Below are 23,892 nucleotides of genomic sequence, written 5' to 3'. Positions count from 1 at the left end.
CCCCAGGTAGCCCCACTGTATGAACATATGGCTGCTGCTTTATTTTCCCTGCTCGCTAATGGCTTTGTCGATCAGTTTAGCGGTTTTGTCCAGCGCGTCTTTGGCCGTTGTTTTGCCGGAAATCGTGTCAACGATGTTATTTTTCAAATCGGTGCTGAATTTGGGCACAATCTCTTGTCTGGACCAGTCGTTAGCCGCAAGCGGAGTCGTATTGGCCAATTCGTTCGCGAACACTTCGAACATTTCCTTGCCGAAAGAGTAGTCCAGCTTGGCGCTGTCCTTGCGCGGGCTCATAAAGAGCGAATCTTTGGTGTACTTCGAATTGACTTCCTTGGATGACAAATATTTGATAAACTCGGCGGCCTCTTTCTCTACTCCCGATCCTTTGAATGCCATGACGTATTTGCCGCCCGGAACGGAAGAACGGATTTTTTGCTTAGGCATGTAAGTGACGCCCCACTCAAAGTTGTTAATGTCTTTATAGTTGCTGAGCATCCAGTTGCCTGCCATATGAACGGCTACCGTACCCGAGCGGAACAGGTTGTTCGGATTTTCCGAACCTAACCAGACGGATTGCGGAATGATGCCGTCTTTATGAAGCTTGGCGAAGTATTCCAGCGCTTGCACGCCTTCCGGGCTGTTGATAGCCGCTTTTTTGCCGTCCGCGCTGATCATATTGCCGCCGAACTGATACAGCAGGGTAGACCATCTGTGGGGCGAAAAGTCCCAGACAAGGCCGTACTTGGCTCCGCCTTTATCCATGACCTGCTTAACGGCTGCGGCGAACTCGTCCCATGTCCATACCTGATCCGGGGAGGAAGGCACCTTCACGCCGGCTTTTTGGAACAACGTTTTGTTGTAAATCATGCCGTTGGCCGTAACATCCATCGGAGCGGCAATAATTTTATTGTCCACCACATAATAAGGTTTGATGGAATCGATAAACTGTGAAGTAAAGCTGTCCCCGCTGCCGACGTATGGAGTCAAATCCAGCGCCTGATTGGCGAAAGCGCCGGTATCGGTCATGCGGGCTAATGCGGGCGGTTTGCCGCCGGAGATCATCGTTTTCAGCTTCGTCTGCAAATCTTTAAAGGCAACCTCAACCAGATTGATCTTCACATGAGGATTTTGCTTCTGATAATCGGCGACAATTCCTTTCATCACATCGCCTTCGATTCCGTCGGTAAACCACAGATAATCGAGGGTAACGTCCTTTGCCGCGGCGGCGTCTTGACCGCCCGATTTCGGGCTTCCTCCGGAACATGCGGCCAAGCTGAAAATAAATACTGCTGCAAGCAGAAGCAGCATAATCGATTTTAAAGTTCTCTTCATTTTGACACTCCCTTTTCTGATTGTCAGCGCTTTCATGATTATCATACCATAGAAAACGATTTGCTTAATATCGATTATTGCTTGCTATTTAACGGATATTGCTGTTTGCGCGGCCGTTACAAAGCTGCAAGCAGTACAGCCACGATCTCCAATCGGACTGCACCGGGCGGATGCTGTAACTGCTTGCCATGAGACGGCCTAATGCAGTCCCTATTGCACTTTTCTGTTCGATTTTTCGCATACAAAAGCCATTTTTTCCGCTGTAGGCACGATTCTGTTCGATTTTTCATACTTATTTTTCGATTTTACGAAATCAGTACAATTTCTGTATGAAATTTCGTGCTGATTTCCACGATGCGCAAGTGGTAGCGGTTGCCAGACCGGTTTTCATCCTGTCATTAAGCTTTCCTGTACCCCACGTATACCAAAAAAAGACCGCCACAACAAACGTGGCGGTCGAACCGGTGCGAGTTTATTTTTTCAGTTGGAGCGCTCTTAAAATGAATGCCGCCGCTTCGGCGCGCGTCGTGTTCGTTTTGGGCTTCACGGTGCCGTCTTCGTAACCGTTCAGGAGACCCTTGTCAACCGCTGTTCCCAGAGCGGCGCGAGCCCAATCCGAAACTTCGCCGCTGTCGGAAAATGTCAAGCCGGTGTCCGCGGATTGAATTTTCGCCGCGCGAATGACGATTGCCGCCATCTGCTCGCGGGTGATCAGATCGTCGGGACCGAACGATTGCTCGCTATACCCTGAGACCACTCCGAGCGCTGCGGCTGTACCGATCGCATTTTTTGCCCAATGGCTAGCCGTATCGGCAAAGCTGCTGCCGCCCTGCGATTTAAGCTGGAGCGCTTGAACGATGATCGTCACGAACTCCGCTCTTGTGATGCTGCCGTTCGGTTTAAACGTATTGTCCGGGTATCCGCTAATGGCGCCGAGCTTCACCAGCTCCCGCACGCTTGCTTCTGCCCAGTGACCTTTCAAATCGCCGAGATTCGCCTCGTTTGCCGGAGGTTTGACGGTCTCTGTTTTTGCAGATGCCTGTACAGCGAATTTGGCAAAATGCCGCACCGTTCCCGACACCGCTGCTCCGGTTTGGTCCACCTTGGAATCGTCCAGTTTTTCCCATTTTCCGGACTGTTCGTTCAACCCGTACAAGGCCAACGTGAACTTATTCAGGTCTGCTTTTGTCCGGTCATAAGGCAGTGTAATTACGACGGCTTGCTGAAGTCGCCGTCCTTGTCTTTTTTAATCTCATACACGTCGCTGACCAATGTCAACGCCTTGTCTGCGGGCAATTTGGAAGTGTCGGCGATTTTATCGACGTTAACTTGAATATTGCTGCTTACCGCTCCTGACGGCACTTCGATTTTGACGCCGTTCAGCGTCAATGTTCCTCCGTCCGCCGCTTGAATCGTTCCCGAGCTCGCTGGAGCGCTGCTGCCGCTGCCACCGCCGGAGCTGCTGCTGCCGCTGCCGCCTCCCGATGATGCTCTGGTCACAACAACGGAATAAGTTGCCGTCGTTTTTCCGTCTTGGGCGGTTACATGAACCGTTATCGTGTTAGACCCGACCGTCAACGCCTTGACGCCCAAATCAGCCGCCGAAATTACAGCCGCCGGGTCAGCCGCCACAGCGGTAACCGTCGTGCTCGTCACGTCCGCAGCCACGGAAGCCGTATACGTGAAAGTCCCGCCGGAAAATGCCGGACTCAACGTCACGCCGCTCAACGAAAGCCCGCTGAGTGCAGCAACGTCGATCATTTTGCCCGAAGCCATGTCGTCTTTGACCAGATTGTAGTCTGCCACGGCCTGGTGAGCGTAATCTTCGCCCGCATTGAGAATGAGCTTGGAGAGCGTATCCCACTGTCCTGCAATGCCCGCCGCAAATTCATCGTCAAAACTGTTCGTCAACCCGCCGATAGCCGAGTCCCGGTCGGACCGCGCATGCGCATAAGCGTATGCTTTGGCCGAATCGATCACGTATTGGCTGAAATCATTCGCGTTCGCAAAAGTTTTTTTCGTATAGTCGCCTTTGTACGGAGAAATTTCCCGAACCAGGTACTGCTTGTCCACGCCCGCCAGCACGCCCAGGTGAGCATCCGTATCTATCGACATCGCCTTGTAGGCTTGCATCGACAAGCTCGCCGGCTGGCGCTGTTCCTTCACATCCAGCACAATATCGTCATCGCCGCTGGAAGAAGGCCCCTCAATCAGCACGTTATACCGCATAACGCCAATGCTGCCCAGACCTTGATTAATGCGGCGAACGATAAGTTTGGAAGAATTGGAATCGGACTTAATCGTAAAATAGCTGTCAAACTGTTCATCCGTCAGAGAAGGAAAAGCGCTGCGCAAACTTTGCTTATAGCTGCCCCAGCCCACTTCAATCACGGCTTTTTCCGCATCCGTCGCCGTCTGATATTTCGATGTATCCGAGAGGATGTCATCGCGCCATTTATTGGCCTGTTTCTTCCGGGCTGCCAAATAACCGCTGGTGCCAACGATTTTATTCATAACAGCCGCCGTATAGGTTTGAAGCCGATCAGACGTAAGCTTGGTTGTCGTTTCCGTATCGTTGCCGCTTACTTGCGGCAAAGTATCTTTGTATGTGTTAAGGAACGATTGGGCGACAGGTCGGATCTCTTCGTCGGTCATCGTTCTGATTCCGGTGCTGTCGGCATCATATTTAATGACGTACAGACTGGTTACAAAACGTACCAAATCATTGTAAAAAGTATCGACGTGCGCGCTGTCCACATCATTCAGGTCAAAAACAGCGGTACCCGTCTTATCGTTAAAAATGCCGACATTCTGTATGTGCGCATCGCCTTGGCTGTACGTTTTCACATTGGCAAATTGGGTAAGACCCGCAGGCACCGGCAGGGCCGCCTTGCCGAAATCCTGCAGGAACACGGCGTTCGTACCTCTAAAAAACGTGAACGGATCGTGCCCGAGCGCCTTGCTGCTGTATTTGTATATTTTCGTAACCGGGTCCTGAAAAAAGCTGTTGTCGGCTACGATTTGCTGCTCGACATAAGCTTTGCGGCTTTCGCTAATATCGACTGCCGTCCGGTAACGCTGCAGCGCTATGCCTGCGATCGCATCCGAATCAATAGCTCCGGCTTCCTGAACAGCGTTCCCTTTGATGACAACGGACAGCTTGGCATCTTCCAAAACGGAAACGGCATGCGGATTGGCAACGGTGAACACGATGCGGTTTTGAGCGGTGTCCGCCGCAGCGCTAACGGTCAGCCCGCTCGGGAGCCCGGTCACGGTGAAGTCCGTATTTTCAGCCAAAGGAACTGTCCCGGTGTTGGTCCGAATATGAGCCGTGTCCTGCAATTGGATGGCAAACGAAGCTTGTCCGATCGCCATCGCGCTCGTCATAACCACTTTGTCCGCCCCTGTAACGGGAGTTCCCGCCGGTTTTGGAACGGAAGAAACGTATACGAGCTTGATCCCGCCAATAGCCAAGGAATCGGGATAAGCGTCCGGTTGGGCCAGGGCGGAGCCTTTGACGGTGACTTGCAGATTGGCATCTGCCGTGATGGCCGTGCCAGCGGTCCCGTTCACCTTGAAGGTGATGGAGTTATCCGCGGTCGAACCTGCCGCTGTTGTCGTAAAGCTTCCGGAAGGAAGTCCGGCAATCGTGAAATCCGTGCCTTCCGTCAGCGCTCCGCTGCGGACAGCGCCGATGGTCAGCGAAATTTTGAACTGGTTTTTGGCCGGATTGATCGTCATATTGTCGTCATTCATATAGACGGCGTTGGAGACGGCAGCCGAACCTTTAATCCGCGGTTCCCGCACACTGCTGTTGCGAGGTGAAAAATTGCCGTTGTCCAGCTGCTGGAAATCGCCGGTATTGGTTCCTACGGCCAGATCGTTATTATCGGAGTCCGAGCCGTTGCCAAAACCGGTGCTCGCCGATCCCGCAGGCGCGACAACAGTCCCGGTTTCCGGATTGGCCCCTTTGCGGACGATCGCTTTCTTATAGGAGCCGTCCAACGCATAGGCGGCCCCTTCATAAGCTTTTGGCGTTTTGGACGATGTGCCGTAGCCTACAAAATCCACCGTGCTCGCCCCGCTCGGATTCGCCGTCGTGATCGGCGCCGTGCTGCCCTGCACCAGAGCGACCACGCCGCCGTCCTTGCTCATGTGAGGGAAGGCGCTGCCTGCTACAGTATCGGCAAAAGCGTCGTCAATCGGCGCAGATCCTGCCCCGAAAACGAAATTGCCGTGATTGCCTTTGATCAAATAATATCCGTGTGCCTTGATGCCTGCAGGCTTGCCCGCATCTGCACCGAGCGCCACCACATTCCAGCTGTTTCCAGCCGTATAGTTATAAGGAACATATTGAATAGACCACCCTGCGAGCGATACATCGCTATCTGTCGGGTTATAAAGCTCTATGTAATCGTTCGTATACGTGGAGTCGCCTTTCGTCGGATTGTCCGTGCCCCCCGCATAAATCTGGCTGATCACCACATGATTCGCATTTTGCGCCACACCTGCAGCCATAGCTTGTCCGATCCCCAAACCCGTCCCCTTGCCGGGATCCAAATAACCGAGACTGCCGCCGCAAGCCAGTGCAGCCGTCATCGTCCATACTAACGCTTTTTTAATTCTCCTCTTACTGAACACGCCGCATTCCCCCCATGTTTGTAAATTATTCAAATACCATTACTCTAATGTTGAATTGTTATCTGAGTGTTCGGCATATGTAAGATGCATATTAAATTAAAATAATGGGACGAAAAAAGGAGGGACGCTTCGTTGAACTTGCCTCCGATCGGAGAGCGGTATATCAGTCGGGGAAGAAGCGCTTCATTGCGGGGAAAACGAGGGCTGAGGGAAACGAACGCGCCTCCGGGGAGCGCTGACGGCACCACACGCAAGGAAGCTGCGGGCGGTGCTGCGCTGCAAGACAACAGTGCTTGCAGCTCCCTACACGCGGTGCTGTGCTGCATGACGGCAGCGCTTGCAGCTCCCTACACGCGGTGTTGCGCTGCATGACGGCAGCGCTTGCAGCTCCCTACACGCGGTGCTGCGCTGCAAGACAGCGGTCGGCCGACCACATATGCTGCGACGTTTGGGACACCGCCGAAAAGCTCCGCAACAGCACAATCTTCGCGCCCCCAGACGCCTCCGACGCCTGTAAAATCTGCGATTGTGCGGGAATTTCCGAGCATGGCAGGGCTGAGGAACCGGAGGGACCCAGCCGCTCTTCCCCAGCTCGTCCCCCTCGTCTCTCCTGCACGGTTTGCGGTGCTGAGACTGGGGGTAAGACGGCTGGCAAGGAAAAAACCTGCGAAAGTGCAGGCTTTTTCTGTAAAAGTAGTTCATTTTGGCGAAAAGCCTGCGATTGTGCAGGAATTTTCGCTGAAAATGCATCTGAGTCCATGTTCGCGGCGAAAAGCCTGCACTTTTGCAGGAATATTTCGTGGCCGGCGCATCCATCGAGAAAAAACTGCACTTTTGCAGGTTTTTTTCGTGCAACCAGGTTTGTGCGGCCAGTTCTGGCGTGTAGAGGTTTCCGGACAGCCTGGGATTTGTCGCGGCGAGCGAGCGTTCGAAGGATCAAAAAGCTGCTCTACCCTGAAAATAACTAGCGATGCATTATTTTCATCTTTATGGGTGCTGCCTAGCGGCATGGCTCATTGCCAAGCAGCCCCGCCAGTTCCGGCGAGCGAGTCTTCCGACGGGCTTCATCCCCGCCGCTCCCTACCGGGCCTGTGCCCGCCACCGGCCCGCCAGCCTTGCGCCCACGCCGCGCCGAGGGCTCCGCCACCCGCTCCCTACCGGGCCTGCGCCCGCCACCGGCCCGCCAGCCTTGCACCCACGCCGCGCCGAGGGCTCCGCCACCCGCTCCCTACCGGGCCTGCGCCCGCCACCGGCCCGCCAGCCTTGCACCCACGCCGCGCCGAGGGCTCCGCCACCCGCTCCCCGCCGGGCCTGCGCCCGCCACCGGCCCGCCAGCCGCACCCGCCACCGCCGCTAGCCTTGCGCTGCTGCGCCGGCCGCCTGCGCCTGGACGGCGGCGTGCTGCCGCTCCGCCTGGCGCAAATATTTTTGCCTGCGCCACCTTCGCAAAACGAGAGCGCCGCGCAAATACTCGTCGCAGATCATCGCCGCATAAATGCCCGCCAGGCCCCAGCCCAAGCTGATGCCCAGCAGGTAGGAAAGGCCTGCTGCGACGAGCCACATGGAGCCCAGCGATACGAACATGCTGTACCGGGTGTCGCCTACCGCATTCAGGGCGCTGCCCATGCCCATATTCAGCATTTTGCCCGGCTGCAAAATCAGATTCAGCGCGATGCAGGAAAGACCGAGAGCCAAAATTTCGGGATCGGCCGTAAAAAGACCGAGAAACGGCTTTCCGACGATCAGCAAGATCACCGAGTTGAAGCTCACGAGCGCCAGCCCGATCCAGAGTCCCCGATATGAGCTTCGATAAGCCTCGCGGGTTCTCCCCGCGCCGTACAGGTGCGCAATCTGAATCTGCATCGCCAGCGCAATCGCGTATCCGAGCATCGAGCAGGTGGATTCCAACGTATTCATATAGGTTCTGGCGGCAAGCTCTTTTGCCCCCATCATCGCCAGGAACGTATACATCGCCAATTGTGTGAATACGTAAGAGGACATGTTCACGCCGAGCGGCCAGCCGATCCGCAGCACTTCGCCGAACAGCTTGCGGTGAAAAAGCAGCCAGTCCCTGAGCTGGATTCTGCGTTCAAACGCCGGGACGAACATAAACAGGAGCAGGAAAGTCGCCAACAGACGGCTAACAAGTGTAGAAATAGCAACCCCGGTTAAACCCAACTGCGGGAATCCGTAAGCTCCGAATATGAAGCCGTAATTGAAAAAGACGTGAATCACGTTCATGCCCAGCGCCGTAATCATCGGCCCCTTGGTGTTGCCCGTGTTCCTGATGACCGTGCTGAGCGAAGCCATCAACGCCGTCAAAACCATTCCGCCGCCGACGATCGAAATATATGTGTCCGCCATGGGAAGCAGCCGTTCCTCCAATTGGAACAGCTTCGCCAAAGGGCGTGCTTCGAGGTACAGCACAACGCTCAGCACAAGGCCGATCGCCGCGCTGACCATCACGGCCATGATCGCGACCGTCCGCGCGTCTTCGTTTTTGCGCGCTCCCAGCTTTTGGGCGATGACGATTCCCGCTCCGCTGGCAACGGTCATAAATAACGTCGTCAAAGCTTGAAACAGCTGGTTCGCCAGACCGACCACCGCGACCGCATCGTCGGAAATCCGGCTGACCATCAACGTATCCACCGTTCCAAGCAGCAGTTGCAGCATCAATTCGATAAAAATGGGCCAGGCGAGAACCCACAGTGTAAATTTGTTTTTCTCTACAGTCACGCATCTCCACCACCGTTATATAGTCTGCTCAAATTATAGTTCTTCCGCTGTGAGCCATGTTCCATTTTCGCAACTCAAATTATCAATATTCCAACCTCAAAAGAAGACCGCCGCCTGCGTACAAAGCTGCGTTCCGGCTTATTTTGTCATAACCTCCTACAATTCCTAATACATTTATCACTGGGGTTGAAGCCTGATGCAGTCGGTCGGCCATCAACCTATTTTGTGCGATGAATACTACAGACAAGTTAAAGGAGCTGAGCATGTTGGAATTTCCAAACCCGATCGAGCAACCGAACCCCGTCATTAGCGTGAAAGAGTGGATGCTGACCATCCTGCTGCTGGCCATTCCGGTCGTTAACATCATCATGCTGTTCGTATGGGCGTTTAGCAGCGGAACGAATCAGACGAAAGCCAATTATGCAAAAGCCAGCCTGATCTGGTTGGCGATTGGCATCGTGCTGTACATCATTTTCGGAGTCATCATATTCGGCGCGACGATTTCCTCCTTGAAATGACATAACACAAAGAGTTACCCCCGGGCGCTTCATCCCGCTCAAGGGTAACTCTTTTTCTCTGCCATACGGCCGCCTGGCTTGTGTCCAGCAGTTCCAGGCCCTCGGCCAGGCTATCATCCGAAAAAATGTATAAGTGAATATTCATGAATTAAACTTCTTGGTAATGAACGGTGTTCAATTATTCCACAACCTATTCGGCAAAATGAGCGAATTGAACATCGAACTAATCATCAGATAATTCTTTATTGACCATCCTAGAAATATATGGTAAATTCCTTTTGTATTATGGTTTAAATTTGAAATGATAGTAATTAATGCAAAGGGGATTTTTCTATGCTGGAGGATGCAAAAGGTGACCTTGACTCCTGTTTGGATGACGCTGAAACTCCATCTATCTTATTTGACCTGGCCGAAACGTTATTTAAACAAGGCAGAAGAAAAGAGTCTATTCATTATTATAAATATTTCTGCGATCATGAACAGATTCGATTGTCAGAAAAAGTGAGCATTGCCCAATATCGAATCTTTCTTGCGTCCCTGGGAAATGGTTCTGAAGAAGATTGGAAAGCAATTCAACGATTCAGTCCTTTCATAAAAAATTTGCCTGACAATATCCAGCTAGATGCCCTTCTGAAGATATCGCAAACGTGCTACTATTTGCAAAAATGGAATGAGGTTGGCCAATATGCAGATGAATTAAGAACATGCGCGATGTATGTCTACAGCATGTCAACAGGAATGAGCGGATCAAGAATATCATTGGAAACAGAAAGACCTTTGGTCGTTTATTACGGGCAAGGGTTTTTATTAAAAGGGCTGTCTCTAAGTTTAACCGGGAAATATGAAGAAGCTAAAAAGTATGTACAATCATACGCCGATTTAAGCTGGTTCGAAATTTTAGATGATGAAGGAAGAAAAGAAGTCGAAAAGTTTAGTGTTTTTGCGAAAGGAAACACTTATTCGATCGATTTACTTCTTGGCAAAGACGTATGCAACGAATATGCAGAGTTCATTGCCTCAAATTCTTCTTCCATATTGATCACAGGCATGAGAACAATTGCTGAAGCAGCTAACTTACACCATTATGATATTGACCACATTTTGGATAAATTTTCGAAAGAGATTGACCAATATAAAGACTCCGAAAATCCTGTTTGGAAAAGCCACTACATACAATTTAACTATCAAAAAGCTATTTATTTTTGTAGAAAAGGTTATGTCAGCGTAGGAATAGACTTAATTCTTCTTTGTCTCTCTTATGCTGTTTCTCATAACAATGATGTTGATTTTAAAAATTGTGCCTCATTGTTTTGGATGCACAGACACCATGCATCCAAAGAGCAGGAAGAAAAATTCTCACAAATCATGGGAGGGATTCACAATGAAGAAGTTGCTGTTGATTCTAGTAGCAGTGATAGGAATAACTAATACTGTATCCGCTCACGCGGACAAACCGAATAACAAAGAAATTTCAAAGAACCCTCCAATATATCAGCCTCTTGTGCATGACGGTTCCGGTGGCTAAAAGGATTACTGATTGACAGAGGACGATTTAATCATAGCCAATCAAATCCACTCTTATAGTAGTGCGGATTTGATTGGCTATTTTTTATCAGCTTCTTTTTTTTGCTTCTTCTTTTCTTTTAATCTCGTATAGAGTGACAACCTAAAAAAGAATTGCATGATTAGCCGCGGCTAATTACAATCCTTCTTCCATTTGGTAAAATATTGCTTGAGAGGGTCAACCCCAATCACAACGAGGTTCTGACGGTTTTTTTTTCCTACTTGATGTTGAACGATTAAAGATACTTATCAATGCAGAAGACTCTTCTTTCGACAAGGGTAGTTCAGCCATGGAGATACCTTCGTTTCTGTTCACCTCAACTCTTTTCAACATATGTACGACTCGGTGCAAATTGGGGTTTAACTGGATTGTAAGCATAGATATCACCCCCTCCCAGGACAATTGTACTACACAAATATAATAACAAAAAATAAAGCATGGAGGATGATTAAGATGAAAAAAAAGTATTTTTTATGGCTGGGTGTGTCGATTTTTGTCGTCTTGCAAATTTGGTTCTCATTCATTATGTTCCATTACCCTTATACCGGGGTTTATCTTGGGCTAACACCTCAAGAGCAATGGGTAATAAAAGAGTTGGCTCCAGAAGGTGCAGGTGCAAAGCTGAATCTTCAAGTTGGGGATGTAATCAAGCAAGTAGATGGAAAGATTCCCAACGATGTTCCTTTCGTTTATAAATGGCGAACGATTGAACAAGCTCATACGTTATTGATACTCAGGGACGGGCGTGAGTACATAATCGAAATAAACACCAATAGCGATACTTCTTACAATATTGTCCAGGTCGCCGAGGAATCAGTGTGCCTCTTTATGGCGGTTTTGGTTTTTGTAAAAATACGACAATCTCCGTCGGCTAGGTTACTTTCAGCTGTTTTTCTAACCATGGCGATCATTTACATGAGTCAAGGCGCATCTATTCGAGGAGATGCTATTGGAAAATTTACTATCACCAACTTTATGATCTTGTTACCGATAGTGTTCTATCATTTTTTAGTAGTATTTTTCAAAGAAAAAGGCGATATAGAATTACCGAGGCGGACTTTGAAATATATGTATTCAATTGCTGCTATATTTTTCGGTGTAAGATGCTTGTACTTCTACCCCCCAATGGCCTATGCGATTCATCGCTATCATGATTCCGCTACCTTGAGCATGTTCATAGTTGGGTTTTTATTCAATATGTATTTATTAACAGTACTTTATGTTAAACTCCGGAAACAACCGTCCTATATGTCCAGCATTATCAAGAGTGTATGGCTTTCATGGATGGTCTCATTTTTACCGATCATCTGTCTCTCTTTTCTCCCTAAAATACTTATTGGATATCGAATTCTAAATGCAGTGTACACAAGCTGGATCATATTATTTTTCCCAATCTCTTTTGTATACTTGATTGCTTCCAACCAGTTATATGATATTGGCCGTATAATCCGGCGGATTTTGTTCGCTGGTTTGTTGGCTATCGTTCCGGTCAGCTTGTTTACGGGAGCATATGCTTTCTTATTTAGCCAAGTTGTGGATGAAAAGCAAATTCTGTTCGTTTTCATCGGTTCGCTGATTCTTGTTACATCGGTACTCTACGCGGCGGAATATTGGACAACACGGTTTGAACCGTTTTTGTTCCCAAGAAAATACGTTTTGCAAACAGCTTTGAAGAAGATTTCCAAAAACCTTGGCACCATTTCCAGTTTCCGCGAATTGAAAGATAGCATACTTGTCGATATCGTGGATACGCTTCAGGTGATGGGGGGAGCCATTGTGTTCCGGTATAAGGACGATACTGAAATCATTAGCGAGGGTGATATAAATACTGCGGAGATTCGGCTGCTTGTCAACTCGTCATCCCCGCTCGATCATCCGCTCTATACTTGCATTGAGATGAATGATCATGAAGAGTATACGAGTTATTTGGTAATGACACGCAAAAAGGCGAATACGCTGCTTGGAAAGGAAGAAATCCAATGGCTGCGCTTGATTACCTCCTATTTGGAGGTTAGCTTGGAGAATGTCCACTTGGTCCGCAAGCTGACCGCGAGGCTGCAGCAATTGGCTTCCCAACTTCCACAGGAGGAAACGGCGCAAGACATTCAATGGTTTCGTAAGATCATGTTCGAATTGCAGGAGGAGGAGCGGATTCGGATTGCTGCCGATCTTCATGATACGACGATGCAGGACCTTTTCTTTCTGAAAAGAAAGTTAACCATCCTGTCGGAAAAGTATACTACGCCCGAAGAAGATCGGGAACAGCTCGACAATATGATTAATTTCGTGGAATTGATCAATGCCAGTTTGCGCCAAAGCTGTTTTGAGTTAAATCCCCATTTGCTTAAAGAGATTGGTTTGATTCAAACGCTGACGATGTACATGAAGAAGGAAGCTTTTACCGCTCCTTTTCAACTTGAATTCATTGCTGAGCAGGCTGCTGCCATTGAAGCCAAAGATTTGCCGACGAAACGACATATTTTTCGAATTGCTCAGGAGCTGCTCAACAATGCGAAAAAGCATTCCCAGGCTTCCAAAGTCACTTTTCTGATAACGGAAGCGCACAATAGCTTTTATTTGATCTATGAGGATGACGGCGTGGGGTTTGAAGACAACAAAGTGCGTCGGAAGGAGATCGATTCATCGGGACTGGGAATCGAACAAATGAGGAGCAGAATCTTACATGCGGGCGGACAATTGGAGGTCACCACGCAAAAAGGGTTCGGAACGAAATTCGTCATTACGATACCAAATGAGGAGGCTATTTCTGCGTGAATCAAAGATCAAGCAGCATCGGCGATTTCCTCCTTGACCTGACATAACACAAAGAGTTACCCCCGGGCGCTTCATCCCGCTCAAGGGTAACTCTTTTCTCTGCCATACGGCCGCCTGGCTTGCCTAACTCATTCTTTCCCTTACTTTCCGCAGAGCGTTCAGCTTTAGCTGCCCGGCTTTGTCCAGCAGTTCCAGGCCCTCGGCGCGGTAAACCTGCGCAAGCCCGGTTTGCATGCTGCCCAGATTGATTTCTACCGTAATCCAGGCGGATTGAATGGCCGCTTCCAGCATAATGAGGGCAATGCCGAGGTCGGATATGACATTTTTGTTAGCCAGATGAATGATTTCGTCCAAAGCAACCATCATGTCATAGCTCCGACTCAAAAGAGCGAGCGGCACGGCGGCGGCCTGAGCGGCGGCATCCTGCACGGCAAGCGAGCGTGCTTCCTTCTCGGCGCCGGTCCCTTTGGGCAGCGCGAGTGCCGCCATGAATCCGTGAAATGCGTCCATGTCTTGTTCCAGCAGCGTTTCGAACTCGGCTATCGCCGATTTCATCCGCTCCACGGCCGCCGTCATCGATTCCCGGACCGCTTCATATTTGGGTCCTGCCGTAAGATTGGCTACCATGGACCCCATGGAAGCGCCCAAAGCCGCGGACAGCGCCGCAACGCTGCCTCCGCCCGGCACAGGCGAGCTTGAGCCCGCTTCCTCCAGAAATTGGCGAATCTTCCGGTCAAAAACTTTCATTTGCATCCCCCCGCCCGATGGACTGCAGTTCCATTGCTTTTAATAAATTTTCGAACAAAATGACGGTCGTCAGCGTGCCTACTCCGCCCGGAACCGGTGTCGCGGCTTTCACCGCTTCCCAAATGCCGGGGCTGGCGTCGCCTGCAATTCCAACCTCCGTTTCATTGATTCCCGCATCGATGACGACCAATTCGTCATGCACCATGCCCGGGGTCACCAGGCCTGCTTTGCCTGCGGCCGTAATCAAAATGTCGGCTTGAGCGATATGGCCGGATAAATTCGCGGTATAGGAATGACAGACGGTTACGGTGGCATTTTCGCGCAGCAGCTGCTGCATCAGCGGCCGCCCTACCGTTTCTCCCCGCCCGATCAGAACGACATGCGCCCCCTGAAGCCGGTATCCGTAATGTTTCAAAATGCGGATGCACGACTGGGGCGTCGCCGGGTACAACCCGCTTTCTCCCGTCATGCACGCCAATTTGTTCGCCGAAGATATGCCGTCGACATCTTTGGCCGGAGCGATAGCATCGGACAGCTTTTGCACGCGGATGTGCCCGGGAACGGGGAGCTCGAGCATGATTCCGTGCACGGCCGGGTCCCCGTTTAACCGCTCGATCTCCTCAAGAAGGCGCTGTTCGCTCACTTGCGCCTCAAATTCCATCAAATGAAAGGCAACCCCGAGTTTGGCAGCCAGCTTTTCCTTTGCTTTGGCGTAGTACGCGGAAGCCGGATCGCCCTGCACCAAAATGGCGGCTATCGCCGGTTGAACGCCCCGCTCCTTCCATTTGCCGACTTCGGCGGCGATAGAGTGCGAGATTTGATCGGCTAACGGCTTCGATTTAAGCAGCAAACCCATTTACGTTCGTTCCCCTCTCCATAATCGGATGAAAATGCAAAAAAAGTACTTGGTCGCATGCTTGCTTACCAAATACTTTGCCCAGGCGTACGGCTATAAGCCATGTGCTCCCTCGTGGTTGCCCACGTTACGCCAGTCACACATAACGATTACTGCTGCGTACAGTTTATCACATAGATTCGCGTTCCGCATAGACGGCCGGGCGAGAATGTTTCACGCCCGCCTTGCAGCGCCCTCTCCGCTCTCCGTCGGGTCCCAGCCGTCATGGCCGGCCAGAACGGTTTTGGCATCAAGCCGCAGCGCTTCCGCTTCCGTTAAAACCCTCGCCCAGCCGGCGCGGACGGCGGCATCGCGCGCACCGGGGCCCGTGCTGCCGTACTCCGTATAGCGGGCCGTGCTTTCATTGCCGGGATTGTCCCAATTGTCCCAACCCGCCGAATAGATGTGCGGCCCCATCCAGGTGTTGATAAACGCGGTATGCGCCCACGCTCTCCATGGCCTGCCGAGATAGACCGACTCCTCCTCCTGCGCTCCGGTCAGACGGCAGTTCAAAAAGACGTAGCCGAACTCCGCGCCCCGTGGCGTCGAAGCGGCCGTGATATAGCCTCCGCGCAAACTGCGGATTTCACACGATTCGAAGCATGCCGCAGCCGATCCGAAAATAAAGTCGACATGCCCTTCGATATAGCAACCGGCAAAATAATGCCGCCCCCGGCTCGTATACAAAGTGTCCTGATTGCCGAGCAGCCTGACGCTGCGGTAAACCTGACGGTCGCCGGAAGCGTACAAAGCAACGGCCTGCGCGATTTCCGGGCCATAGCCCGCGATGTTTTGCACCGTCAAATTTTCCATGCGAAAATCGTCGGCCTCCACCTTCAAAACGGCGGTGCGGAACGTTCCTATTTCTTTGCCGTCCGGCCCCGTCATCCTGGCGTAATCGCCGTAAGCGATAATCGTCCCTTCGCGGCTCTCGCCGATCAGTGCGATGTCCGGCTTATTGTCGGGAATGAGCAATTTTTCGCGATAAGTTCCATTTTTGACATAGATCGTAACAGGCTCCAGAGGAAGCACGCGGACGGCGTCTATCGCCTCCTGAATGCCGGTGAAGTCCCCGCTGCCGTCTTGCGAAACCGTGATATGTCTCATAAAAAAGGTTTGTCTCCTCTCCGCTCAGGAAAGCTGCGCCTTCAGCCAGTCGAATGATGTTCTTCCGGAAATTTCATGCTTGCCCGGGAATATGTCGGCAGCGAGCCGGTCCTCCGCTCCAAGACTGCGGTAAATCCGGGTCAGCCGCACGATGGCTTCTTCCGTCGTTCCAACCGGAAATACCCGGTCCTGATCCCCGGACTCGATAAACAAAGGCCTCGGAGCGATCAACCCGAGCAATTCCGGCTGCTCGGCAATCCGCAGGATGCCGGGAATATAGTTGTCGATGCAGTGCGGCCGATCCAAAATGCTCCCCAGGTACGTATTCGCATATCCGCAAATGACGGCGGCGCGGATGCGCTCATCCAAAGCAGCGGTCAAAGATGCGACCAGGCCGCCGCCGGAAAAACCGATGACCCCGATCCGCTCCGGATCGACTTCCCCGCGCGCGGCCAAATAGTCAAGCGCGCGCGTCGCTTCGTATGTGCGGAATCCGGCGATGGTCATCCCGCACATGAGCAGCTGCAGCGCAATCGGCAGGCAGCTGGAATCTTTGGCCGACGGATCGGCCTCCACGCCGGCCTGCAATCTCCGGTCCCCGAAGCCGATGATTTCGGGGACGAGCACGAACAGCCCCCGGCGGGCCAGCCGGACGGCGAATTTGTTGTGAATCCCGGGATCGTCAGCGAAGCTGCCGTCGGGATTCATGCCGAGCGCGGCCCGATGGCCCGGGCCGTGTCCGTGGCAGGCAAGCACCGCCGGCAGCTTGCCGCCCCCGCCTGACGGATACAGCGCATACGCCGGTATCCGCAGCCCTTCGTACGTCGAGTAAGCGAGCTTCTCGACGGTAAGTCCTTCATGCTCGAACGTGTCGAGCAATTCGGGCTCCAGCGCCGGCCTGCGCTCGGGCCAGGCCCCCAGCGCATCGGCGAGCCGGCGCCTGAGCTCCTCGCGCCCGGCCCCGTCGGGCATAGTCCCGGCGGCGCGGTCCAGGCTGTTTTCCACCGTTTGGGCATAAAGCTTTGCCAAAAAATCGTCAGGGCTCCACATTCCGCAGCCATCTCCTTTATCCAAGGCCGGATTCGGCCTTCCGCTTTTCGATTTCGCGCCTTCCGCTTTCAAAATATGCTAAAATTTGCATATACGCTTCCTGCAAAGAGAGGGACTTCCATGAGCAGCCGGACCGAACCGAAATACCATATCGGCGATTCATCCTTTGCCATTCAGCAGCTGCAGCGCAAAGGCTATTTCGCCATGCCCCGCCCTCATGCTCATCCGTTTTACGAATTATATTACTTGTTGGACGGCCAGCGCGTCTATTTTATAAACGGCAAAGTATACACCGTGCAAAAAGGGGACTTGATCGTTGTCGTGCCGAACGACCTTCACGCTACGTCAAGCTCAAGCGTCGAAAAATTCGAGAGGGTGCTGATCGAATTCGCGCCCGATTTCATAGCTCCGACCGAACCTCCGCTGCTCGAACTGCCGCCTTTTTGCGAGTCCGCTTTAATCCGCTTGCCGCTCAAAGAGCAGCAGGCCGTCGAGCGCTTGCTCCAGCAAATGTTGACCGAATGCAGGGAGCGGCCGGCGCTTTACGTTTCCTGTGTGCGGCAGCTGCTGACCGAGCTGCTGATCCGGATTCACCGCTCCTGCGGGTCGGGCAGCGAGCCTCCGGGCGGCGGCCATCCGATGCACCAGAAGGTGACGGAGATCGCCTCCTACATCAATACCCATTACAAAGAGCCGATTACCCTGGAGCTTGCCGCAAAACAATTTTATATTAGCCCCGCCTATTTAAGCCGCATTTTTCTGAAACTGACGGGCTTCCATTTTAGCGAATACGTCCGGGTTGTGCGCATCCGCGAAGCGCAAAAGCTGCTGCAGACGACCCGGAGCAAAGTCCAGACGATTGCGGAGCAGGTCGGGTTTGAGCACATTTCCCATTTTAACAAAACGTTCAAATCCATTGCGGGCATGCCGCCCCTGCGCTACCGCGAGCTTGCGGGGAAATAACGGCCATCCCCGGTGAATGTCCCTATTATAGAGCATGCAATTGCCAGATTTCTTGCATGCTCTTGTCTATTTTGGCTAAAATTGAATATACTTGTCCTTCGTGTTTGTTTCGGCTGAGCGTGAGCATTTTAACTGTCTGTGATTGCGATCACATACCTTTTTCCGCAGACCTGTTAATCTGTGTATGAAAACCGGACAATGAAACGGAGGGATTCATCTATGTTTTGTTACCAATGCGAGCAAACCCCGACAGGCGGCTGCAAAGTAGTCGGCGTCTGCGGAAAAGATGAAAATATCGCCAGCCTGCAGGACACGATGATTTTTGCGTTAAAAGGTATCGCCGCTTATGCCACGCACGCACGCCAATTGGGCTACAGCGACCCCGAGGTAGACCGCATCACACATGAAGCGCTCTACATGACTTTGACCAACTCCAATTTCAACCTCCAGGAGCATATCGACATGGCGATGAAAGTCGGTTCCGCGGCCGTAAGGATCATGGACGTTCTGGATCGCGCGCATACGACGCATTTTGGAATTCCCCAGCCCGTCACGGTGTCCCAGAACAAAATCGAGGGCCATGCGATCGTCGTAACCGGGCACAACCTTTACGCGCTGGAGGAACTGCTCAAACAGACCGAGGGCAAAGGAATCAACATCTACACACATTCCGAAATGCTCCCGGCCCACGGCTACCCGAAATTGAAGCAATACGCGCATCTGAAAGGAAATATCGGCAAAGCGTGGTATGACCAGCGGCGGCTTTTCGAAAAATTCCCGGGAGCCATCCTGGCGACGACCAACTGCGTCATGCCTATTAAAGGCACGTATGCCGACCGCTTTTTCTCCTACGATATCGCCGGTCTGGAAGGTGTCACCAAAATCATCGGCGATGATTTCACCCCTCTGATCGACAAAGCTTTGTCGCTGCCCGCCGTCAGCATTGATTCCGAGCAGCAGCTTACGACCGGATACCATCACGAAACGGTGATCGGGCTCGCTCCCGAAATCATTCAAGCCGTCAAAGCAGGCAAAATAAAACGTTTCTTCGTCATCGCCGGCTGCGATGCGCCCGGCCCTGGCGGCGAGTATTACCGCGAGCTCGCTACATCGCTTCCTAACGATACCGTCATTCTCACGACGTCCTGCGGCAAATTCCGCTTCAACGACGTGGAATACGGAACTGTCGCCGATACCGGCATCCCGCGGTACATCGACCTTGGGCAGTGCAACAATTCCGGCTCCACCGTCAAAATCGCGCTCGCTTTGGCCGACGCTTTCGGCTGCAGTGTCAACGATTTGCCGGTCAGCATCGTCCTCTCCTGGTTCGAGCAAAAAGCCGTCGCCATCCTGCTCGGCTTGTTCAGCCTCGGCATTCAAGATATTCGCATCGGTCCCAAACCGCCGGAATTCATTACCCCGGGCGTTCTGGACGTACTGGTGCAAACTTTCGGACTTAAACTGATCGGGAATGCTCAAGAGGACATGGCAACGATGCTTGCACTTGCTTAAGCTCCTCCGCCATGGCTTTGCGTACGCATCGGACGATCTCGTCGATGTCCTGCGGCGTCGCTTGATCGATAACAGGGTAAAGAGCCGGGTCCACCGGCGCATAACAGAATCGGGCTACCCAAGCGGGTAGCCTTTTCACATGCGTTCGTTTTTCCCACATCAAGCTTTTTGATGCCTATTTGATTAACCGTTGATTGCGTTGATAAATAGTGGTATATATTTACAGAGCCCATTTATAAATAACGAAAATGTTGGCCAATCAGGATCGTCTGCCACAGCATACATCGTTACATCGGTTTACGCTGTAATGTGAATCATTTTCCAAGAGGAGTGGGACCGAGTGAATAGAATTATTGTGCTGCTTTGTATATTGGCTTCCGTTTCATTGTTATTTGCGGTTGGCGGCAAAAGTTTAACGAATTACGCACCGACGATAGGATGGTTGTTAGCGATTTTATTATTCACAACCGCTATTATGTTCATTTTTATTCGAAGAAACAAAAAGAATAGTAACTAGAATGCCTCCTCGTTCATCAATAATGAGGCTTTAGCTAATTATGCCATGCTTGCACTCGCTTAAGCTCCTCCGCCATGGCTTCGCGTACGCATCGGACGATCTCGTCGATGTCCTGCTTCGTCGCTTGATCGATATGGATGCCCATAATAACCGTTACGGCCTGATTGAGCTGTGAGGCTGCCAGCCTTGCGAGCTCTGCCGCTAGCGGTTTTTCTCTATGTCCCGGCAGTGTGACGGCTTCTTCGCAGATCCGATGCCCGTCGGGATACGCGACCGCCACAGCCCCGATATGAGCCTGGCCGCCGCCGATCAGAAATACTTTGTCTTTTCCCAGTGAATACGTATGAATATGGATGTTATAGGGTACGGGTTCACTTTTCATGCCGCCCAAACGCCTCCATTCCTGATTTTCCATTGCGAAACCGCTTCATTATACGAAAATGCCCGGCCAACTGCATGTGATGAAGATCACGATGCAGTTTTTGCCGTGTCCAAAAGTGCTGAAAGTGATCTATCTCATATCCGGCGATTTCGGCCTATGATACATTATGGGAAAAATGAGTCAGGAGTGGCGGCCATGAAAATCAAACATATAGCGGTAATCGGCGGGGGCATTACGGGGCTGACCGCAGCCTACGAGCTGCACAAACAGTTCGAATCTTCGGGGCAGCCGGTTCAAATCACGCTCCTGGAAAAAAGCGACAGGCTCGGCGGCGTCATTCAAACGCTGCATCGGGACGGCTTTATTATCGAACAAGGCCCGGATGCCTTTTTGTCCCGCAAGACTGCCGTGCTGCATTTGTCCGATGAACTCGGCTTGACCGGCGACTTGACCGGACTGGCCCCGACCGCTTCCAAAAGCTTTATCTGCCTGAAAGGAAAGCTTCACCCCGTGCCTGCAGGCTTGTCCATGGGCATCCCCACGCGAGTGAAGCCGTTCATAGGTACCCGTTTGCTTTCTTTTCCCGGCAAAGTCCGGGCGTCATTGGATTTTCTTTTGCCCAGAAAAAGCACCCCCGGTGACGAATCCATCGGGAGCTTGATTGAACGAAGGCTGGGCGCGGAGGTCGCCGACCGATTGGTCGGACCTATTTTGGGCGGCATCTATGCGGGAGATTTGCACATGCTGAGCACCGCCGCAACTTTTCCGCAGCTGCTTCATATGGAAAAAGAACACCGCAGCCTCATTCTCGGCATGCTTTCCTCCCGCAGCAAAAAGCCGTCACCGGCTCCGGACGCTGCCGTTAGCCAGCTGCCTCCCCATCTTCGCAGCAGCATGTTCCTGACCTACAAAAGCGGACTACGCACGCTGGTCGACCGGCTGGCGGCCGTCCTGACGAAAAGCGGAACCTTCATCAGCATGAACAGTCCCGTTCAGAGCATCTTGCGCCAGCAGGAAAACTATAAAATTGTATTTTCCGGCCATTCGGCGCTGAAAGTCGACGGCATCGTCCTGGCTGCGCCGGCCGAACAAGCGGCCAAACTCATTCAAGGCGCGCCGCAGCCGCTGACGGAACGGTTGGGGCAAATCCCCAGCACGTCCGTTGCCAACATCGTTATGGCTTTCGATCAAGCTGCGCTCGATCGGTCTCTGCAGGGATCGGGGTTTGTCGTTCCCAGGCAAGAGGGGCTGCTCATCACGGCCTGCACCTGGACTTCGTCGAAATGGACCCACACCGCCCCGCCTGGAAAAGTGCTGATCCGGGCTTATACAGGCCATTGGGGGGATCAGTCTCATGAGGAATTGGACGACTCCGAGCTGGAAAAACGAGTGAAGAAAGAATTAGGCGCCATCCTCGGACTGGCGGCAGCGCCCCTGTTCACGGAAATTACAAGACATCCCGGGGCCATGTCCCAATATTCGGTAGGCCATATGGATCGGCTCCAACATATCGAGCGGCAGCTTCAGGAGCAATTTCCGCATCTGGTCGTGGCCGGGAGATCGTATCGCGGCGTCGGAATTCCGGACTGCATTGCGCAGGGCCGGCAAGCGGCCGAACGATTGTTTCAACAACTGCTCACAAATTCTTAAAATGTGCGGCTTTATACTATGATTTTTGTTACAGTGGGCGGTCCGTCCGCTTTGCTACAATGAAGCCACATATGAAGGAGGTAGGATGTTTATGGCTAAAATTCAAGTTTGGAATCCTGAAGACCCGCAATTTTGGAAAAGCGAAGGCAAGCGGCACGCTACCCGAAATTTGTGGATTTCCGTTCCTTCTCTCATGCTGGCCTTTATCGTATGGCAGATCTGGTCTGTTGTCGCTGTCCGGTTGAACGACATCGGATTTCATTTTACACAGGACCAACTGTTCACGCTGGCTGCTATTCCCGGACTGGTAGGCGCAACTTTACGCTTTGTGTACACCTTTGCGGTCGGAACGTTTGGCGGACGCAACTGGACCGTGCTGTCCACGGGCATTCTCGCTATCCCTGCCGTTGGCATCGGAATGGCCGTGCAAAACCCGGACACGCCTTATTCGGTCATGCTCCTTTTGGCAGCGCTTTGCGGCCTGGGCGGCGGAAATTTTTCCTCGTCTTTGTCCAACATCAGCTTCTTTTATCCTAAAAAGGAAAAAGGCACAGCCCTCGGCATCAATGGTGGTCTCGGCAATATGGGCGTATCCGTCGTGCAGTTCGTGACGCCTCTGATTATTACAACCGGAACTTTCGCATTGGTCGGCGGAGAAGGCCAGTTGCTTAAGAACGGGCAGCATGTCTGGCTGCAAAATGCCGCCTTTATTTGGGTCGTGCCTATTCTGATCATGACCGTCATCGCATTTTTCGGCATGAACAATTTGCCCGGAACCAAGCAATCGGTATCCGAACAATTCGTCATCGTCAAGCGCAAGCACACCTGGATTATGACCTGGCTCTACGTGGCCACCTTCGGCTCATTTATCGGATATTCCGCTGCGTTTCCGCTGCTGCTGAAAGCCCAGTTCCCCGAGCATGTGTCGCTGGCATTCCTTGGAGCTTTCGTCGCAGCGGCAGCCCGGCCTGTAGGCGGATGGCTGGCGGATAAGCTCGGCGGTTCCAACGTTACGGCTGTTGTGCTCGTATTGATGGGGATCGGAGCGATCGGAGTTATTTACTATATTGATGCGCATCAGTTCGGCGGATTTTTGGCATCATTCCTCCTCCTGTTCCTGGCGGCGGGCACCGGTTCCGGATCTACGTTCCAAATGATTCCTTTCATCTTCCCGCCAAAAGAAGCCGCTCCCGTATTAGGTTTCACGGCAGCTTTCGCGGCATATGGCTCTTTCTTTATACCGAAGCTTTTCGGATGGGCTACGAATACGACAGGCAGCCCAGTTGCAGCGTTCTATTTTTTCATCGCGTTCTACATCATTTCGATTATTTTGAACTGGCATTTCTATCAAAGCAAAAAAGCCGAAGTCACCTCGTTCGTCATATCCAAAACGAAAAAGGCGTGAGACGGCTGCTTGCGGGAGCGGCTCGCAGGAGCAAGAAACTCGCGAACAGACTTCGGATGCGAATGCACATTTTTGCACGCTTTATCTTTTATTGCCAA

At 52.1% G+C, this 23,892-nt stretch carries 16 protein-coding genes and 1 riboswitch; of the genes, 7 read left to right on the top strand and 9 right to left on the bottom strand.

Going from position 1 to position 23,892, the window contains the following annotated elements; translation table 11 throughout:
* Positions 1 to 39: 39 nt before the first annotated feature.
* The 4 genes from AC3G2T_RS00955 to AC3G2T_RS00940 form a co-directional block, all read right to left on the bottom strand.
* Positions 40 to 1,332: an ABC transporter substrate-binding protein gene (locus AC3G2T_RS00955; protein WP_474682169.1), complete on the bottom strand. Its 1,293-nt coding sequence runs from the start codon at positions 1,330 to 1,332 to the stop codon at positions 40 to 42.
* Between the two features lie 472 nt (positions 1,333 to 1,804).
* The gene (locus AC3G2T_RS00950; protein ID WP_488434208.1) at positions 1,805 to 2,494 is read right to left on the bottom strand and encodes an S-layer homology domain-containing protein; all 690 of its coding nucleotides are present in this window, start codon (positions 2,492 to 2,494) and stop codon (positions 1,805 to 1,807) included.
* Between the two features lie 47 nt (positions 2,495 to 2,541).
* On the bottom strand, positions 2,542 to 5,973 hold the full coding sequence (locus AC3G2T_RS00945; protein WP_488434207.1) for a DUF2252 family protein: 3,432 nt from the start codon (positions 5,971 to 5,973) through the stop codon (positions 2,542 to 2,544).
* A gap of 1,353 nt (positions 5,974 to 7,326) precedes the next feature.
* Entirely contained in the window at positions 7,327 to 8,709 is a 1,383-nt protein-coding gene (locus AC3G2T_RS00940) for an MATE family efflux transporter (protein ID WP_488434206.1), read from the bottom strand.
* 263 nt (positions 8,710 to 8,972) lie between these two features.
* Here AC3G2T_RS00940 and AC3G2T_RS00935 point away from each other — a divergent pair, with 263 nt between their 5' ends.
* From AC3G2T_RS00935 to AC3G2T_RS00925, 3 genes are all read left to right on the top strand, one after another.
* The gene (locus AC3G2T_RS00935) at positions 8,973 to 9,227 is read left to right on the top strand and encodes a hypothetical protein (protein ID WP_474682165.1); all 255 of its coding nucleotides are present in this window, start codon (positions 8,973 to 8,975) and stop codon (positions 9,225 to 9,227) included.
* 333 nt (positions 9,228 to 9,560) lie between these two features.
* Positions 9,561 to 10,655, top strand: a complete 1,095-nt coding sequence (locus tag AC3G2T_RS00930; RefSeq protein ID WP_488434205.1) for a DNA-binding protein — start codon at positions 9,561 to 9,563, stop codon at positions 10,653 to 10,655.
* A gap of 589 nt (positions 10,656 to 11,244) precedes the next feature.
* Positions 11,245 to 13,566, top strand: coding sequence for an ATP-binding protein (locus AC3G2T_RS00925; protein ID WP_488434204.1), 2,322 nt, complete (start codon positions 11,245 to 11,247; stop codon positions 13,564 to 13,566).
* Between the two features lie 123 nt (positions 13,567 to 13,689).
* Here AC3G2T_RS00925 and AC3G2T_RS00920 read toward each other — a convergent pair whose 3' ends face one another.
* From AC3G2T_RS00920 to AC3G2T_RS00905, 4 genes are all read right to left on the bottom strand, one after another.
* Complete coding sequence (locus AC3G2T_RS00920) at positions 13,690 to 14,313, bottom strand: cyclodeaminase/cyclohydrolase family protein (protein WP_488434203.1); 624 nt, start codon at positions 14,311 to 14,313, stop codon at positions 13,690 to 13,692.
* The gene (locus tag AC3G2T_RS00915) at positions 14,300 to 15,169 is read right to left on the bottom strand and encodes a bifunctional 5,10-methylenetetrahydrofolate dehydrogenase/5,10-methenyltetrahydrofolate cyclohydrolase (protein WP_488434202.1); all 870 of its coding nucleotides are present in this window, start codon (positions 15,167 to 15,169) and stop codon (positions 14,300 to 14,302) included. The genes AC3G2T_RS00920 and AC3G2T_RS00915 overlap by 14 nt, the downstream gene beginning before the upstream one ends.
* 72 nt (positions 15,170 to 15,241) lie before the next feature.
* Positions 15,242 to 15,319: riboswitch (ZMP/ZTP riboswitch) on the bottom strand.
* A 63-nt stretch (positions 15,320 to 15,382) separates the two neighbouring features.
* On the bottom strand, positions 15,383 to 16,315 hold the full coding sequence (locus AC3G2T_RS00910; RefSeq protein ID WP_488434201.1) for a pectinesterase family protein: 933 nt from the start codon (positions 16,313 to 16,315) through the stop codon (positions 15,383 to 15,385).
* A 24-nt stretch (positions 16,316 to 16,339) separates the two neighbouring features.
* Positions 16,340 to 17,365, bottom strand: coding sequence for an alpha/beta hydrolase family protein (locus AC3G2T_RS00905; protein WP_474682155.1), 1,026 nt, complete (start codon positions 17,363 to 17,365; stop codon positions 16,340 to 16,342).
* A 120-nt stretch (positions 17,366 to 17,485) separates the two neighbouring features.
* Between AC3G2T_RS00905 and AC3G2T_RS00900 the strand changes: the two genes are divergently transcribed.
* Positions 17,486 to 18,328: a helix-turn-helix transcriptional regulator gene (locus AC3G2T_RS00900; protein WP_474682154.1), complete on the top strand. Its 843-nt coding sequence runs from the start codon at positions 17,486 to 17,488 to the stop codon at positions 18,326 to 18,328.
* A 219-nt stretch (positions 18,329 to 18,547) separates the two neighbouring features.
* Positions 18,548 to 19,840, top strand: coding sequence for a hydroxylamine reductase (hcp, locus tag AC3G2T_RS00895; protein ID WP_488434200.1), 1,293 nt, complete (start codon positions 18,548 to 18,550; stop codon positions 19,838 to 19,840).
* A 551-nt stretch (positions 19,841 to 20,391) separates the two neighbouring features.
* On the opposite strand, the gene lpdD is transcribed toward hcp, so the two are convergent.
* Positions 20,392 to 20,739, bottom strand: coding sequence for a prenylated flavin chaperone LpdD (gene lpdD / locus AC3G2T_RS00890; protein ID WP_488434199.1), 348 nt, complete (start codon positions 20,737 to 20,739; stop codon positions 20,392 to 20,394).
* A 195-nt stretch (positions 20,740 to 20,934) separates the two neighbouring features.
* On the opposite strand from lpdD, the gene hemG reads away from it, so the two are divergent.
* Both hemG and AC3G2T_RS00880 read left to right on the top strand, forming a co-directional pair.
* On the top strand, positions 20,935 to 22,389 hold the full coding sequence (hemG, locus tag AC3G2T_RS00885; protein ID WP_488434198.1) for a protoporphyrinogen oxidase: 1,455 nt from the start codon (positions 20,935 to 20,937) through the stop codon (positions 22,387 to 22,389).
* A 91-nt stretch (positions 22,390 to 22,480) separates the two neighbouring features.
* Positions 22,481 to 23,794: a NarK family nitrate/nitrite MFS transporter gene (locus tag AC3G2T_RS00880; protein ID WP_474682150.1), complete on the top strand. Its 1,314-nt coding sequence runs from the start codon at positions 22,481 to 22,483 to the stop codon at positions 23,792 to 23,794.
* The last annotated feature ends 98 nt before the right edge of the window (positions 23,795 to 23,892 follow it).

This window comes from Paenibacillus sp. sgz302191 (assembly GCF_057749925.1).
Note: the sequence above shows the minus strand (reverse complement) of the source record. Positions and strands in the feature narration are given on the sequence as shown.

Bases quoted from the DNA above. Each gene is read 5' to 3' on its own strand.
- hemG (WP_488434198.1), top strand. From the start codon at position 20,935: ATGAAAATCAAACATATAGCGGTAATCGGCGGGGGCATTACGGGGCTG.
- AC3G2T_RS00955 (WP_474682169.1), bottom strand. From the start codon at position 1,332: ATGAAGAGAACTTTAAAATCGATTATGCTGCTTCTGCTTGCAGCAGTA.
- AC3G2T_RS00880 (WP_474682150.1), top strand. From the start codon at position 22,481: ATGGCTAAAATTCAAGTTTGGAATCCTGAAGACCCGCAATTTTGGAAA.
- hcp (WP_488434200.1), top strand. From the start codon at position 18,548: ATGTTTTGTTACCAATGCGAGCAAACCCCGACAGGCGGCTGCAAAGTA.
- AC3G2T_RS00900 (WP_474682154.1), top strand. From the start codon at position 17,486: ATGAGCAGCCGGACCGAACCGAAATACCATATCGGCGATTCATCCTTT.
- AC3G2T_RS00930 (WP_488434205.1), top strand. From the start codon at position 9,561: ATGCTGGAGGATGCAAAAGGTGACCTTGACTCCTGTTTGGATGACGCT.
- AC3G2T_RS00935 (WP_474682165.1), top strand. From the start codon at position 8,973: ATGTTGGAATTTCCAAACCCGATCGAGCAACCGAACCCCGTCATTAGC.
- AC3G2T_RS00920 (WP_488434203.1), bottom strand. From the start codon at position 14,313: ATGAAAGTTTTTGACCGGAAGATTCGCCAATTTCTGGAGGAAGCGGGC.
- lpdD (WP_488434199.1), bottom strand. From the start codon at position 20,739: ATGAAAAGTGAACCCGTACCCTATAACATCCATATTCATACGTATTCA.
- AC3G2T_RS00925 (WP_488434204.1), top strand. From the start codon at position 11,245: ATGAAAAAAAAGTATTTTTTATGGCTGGGTGTGTCGATTTTTGTCGTC.
- AC3G2T_RS00905 (WP_474682155.1), bottom strand. From the start codon at position 17,365: ATGTGGAGCCCTGACGATTTTTTGGCAAAGCTTTATGCCCAAACGGTG.
- AC3G2T_RS00915 (WP_488434202.1), bottom strand. From the start codon at position 15,169: ATGGGTTTGCTGCTTAAATCGAAGCCGTTAGCCGATCAAATCTCGCAC.
- AC3G2T_RS00910 (WP_488434201.1), bottom strand. From the start codon at position 16,315: ATGAGACATATCACGGTTTCGCAAGACGGCAGCGGGGACTTCACCGGC.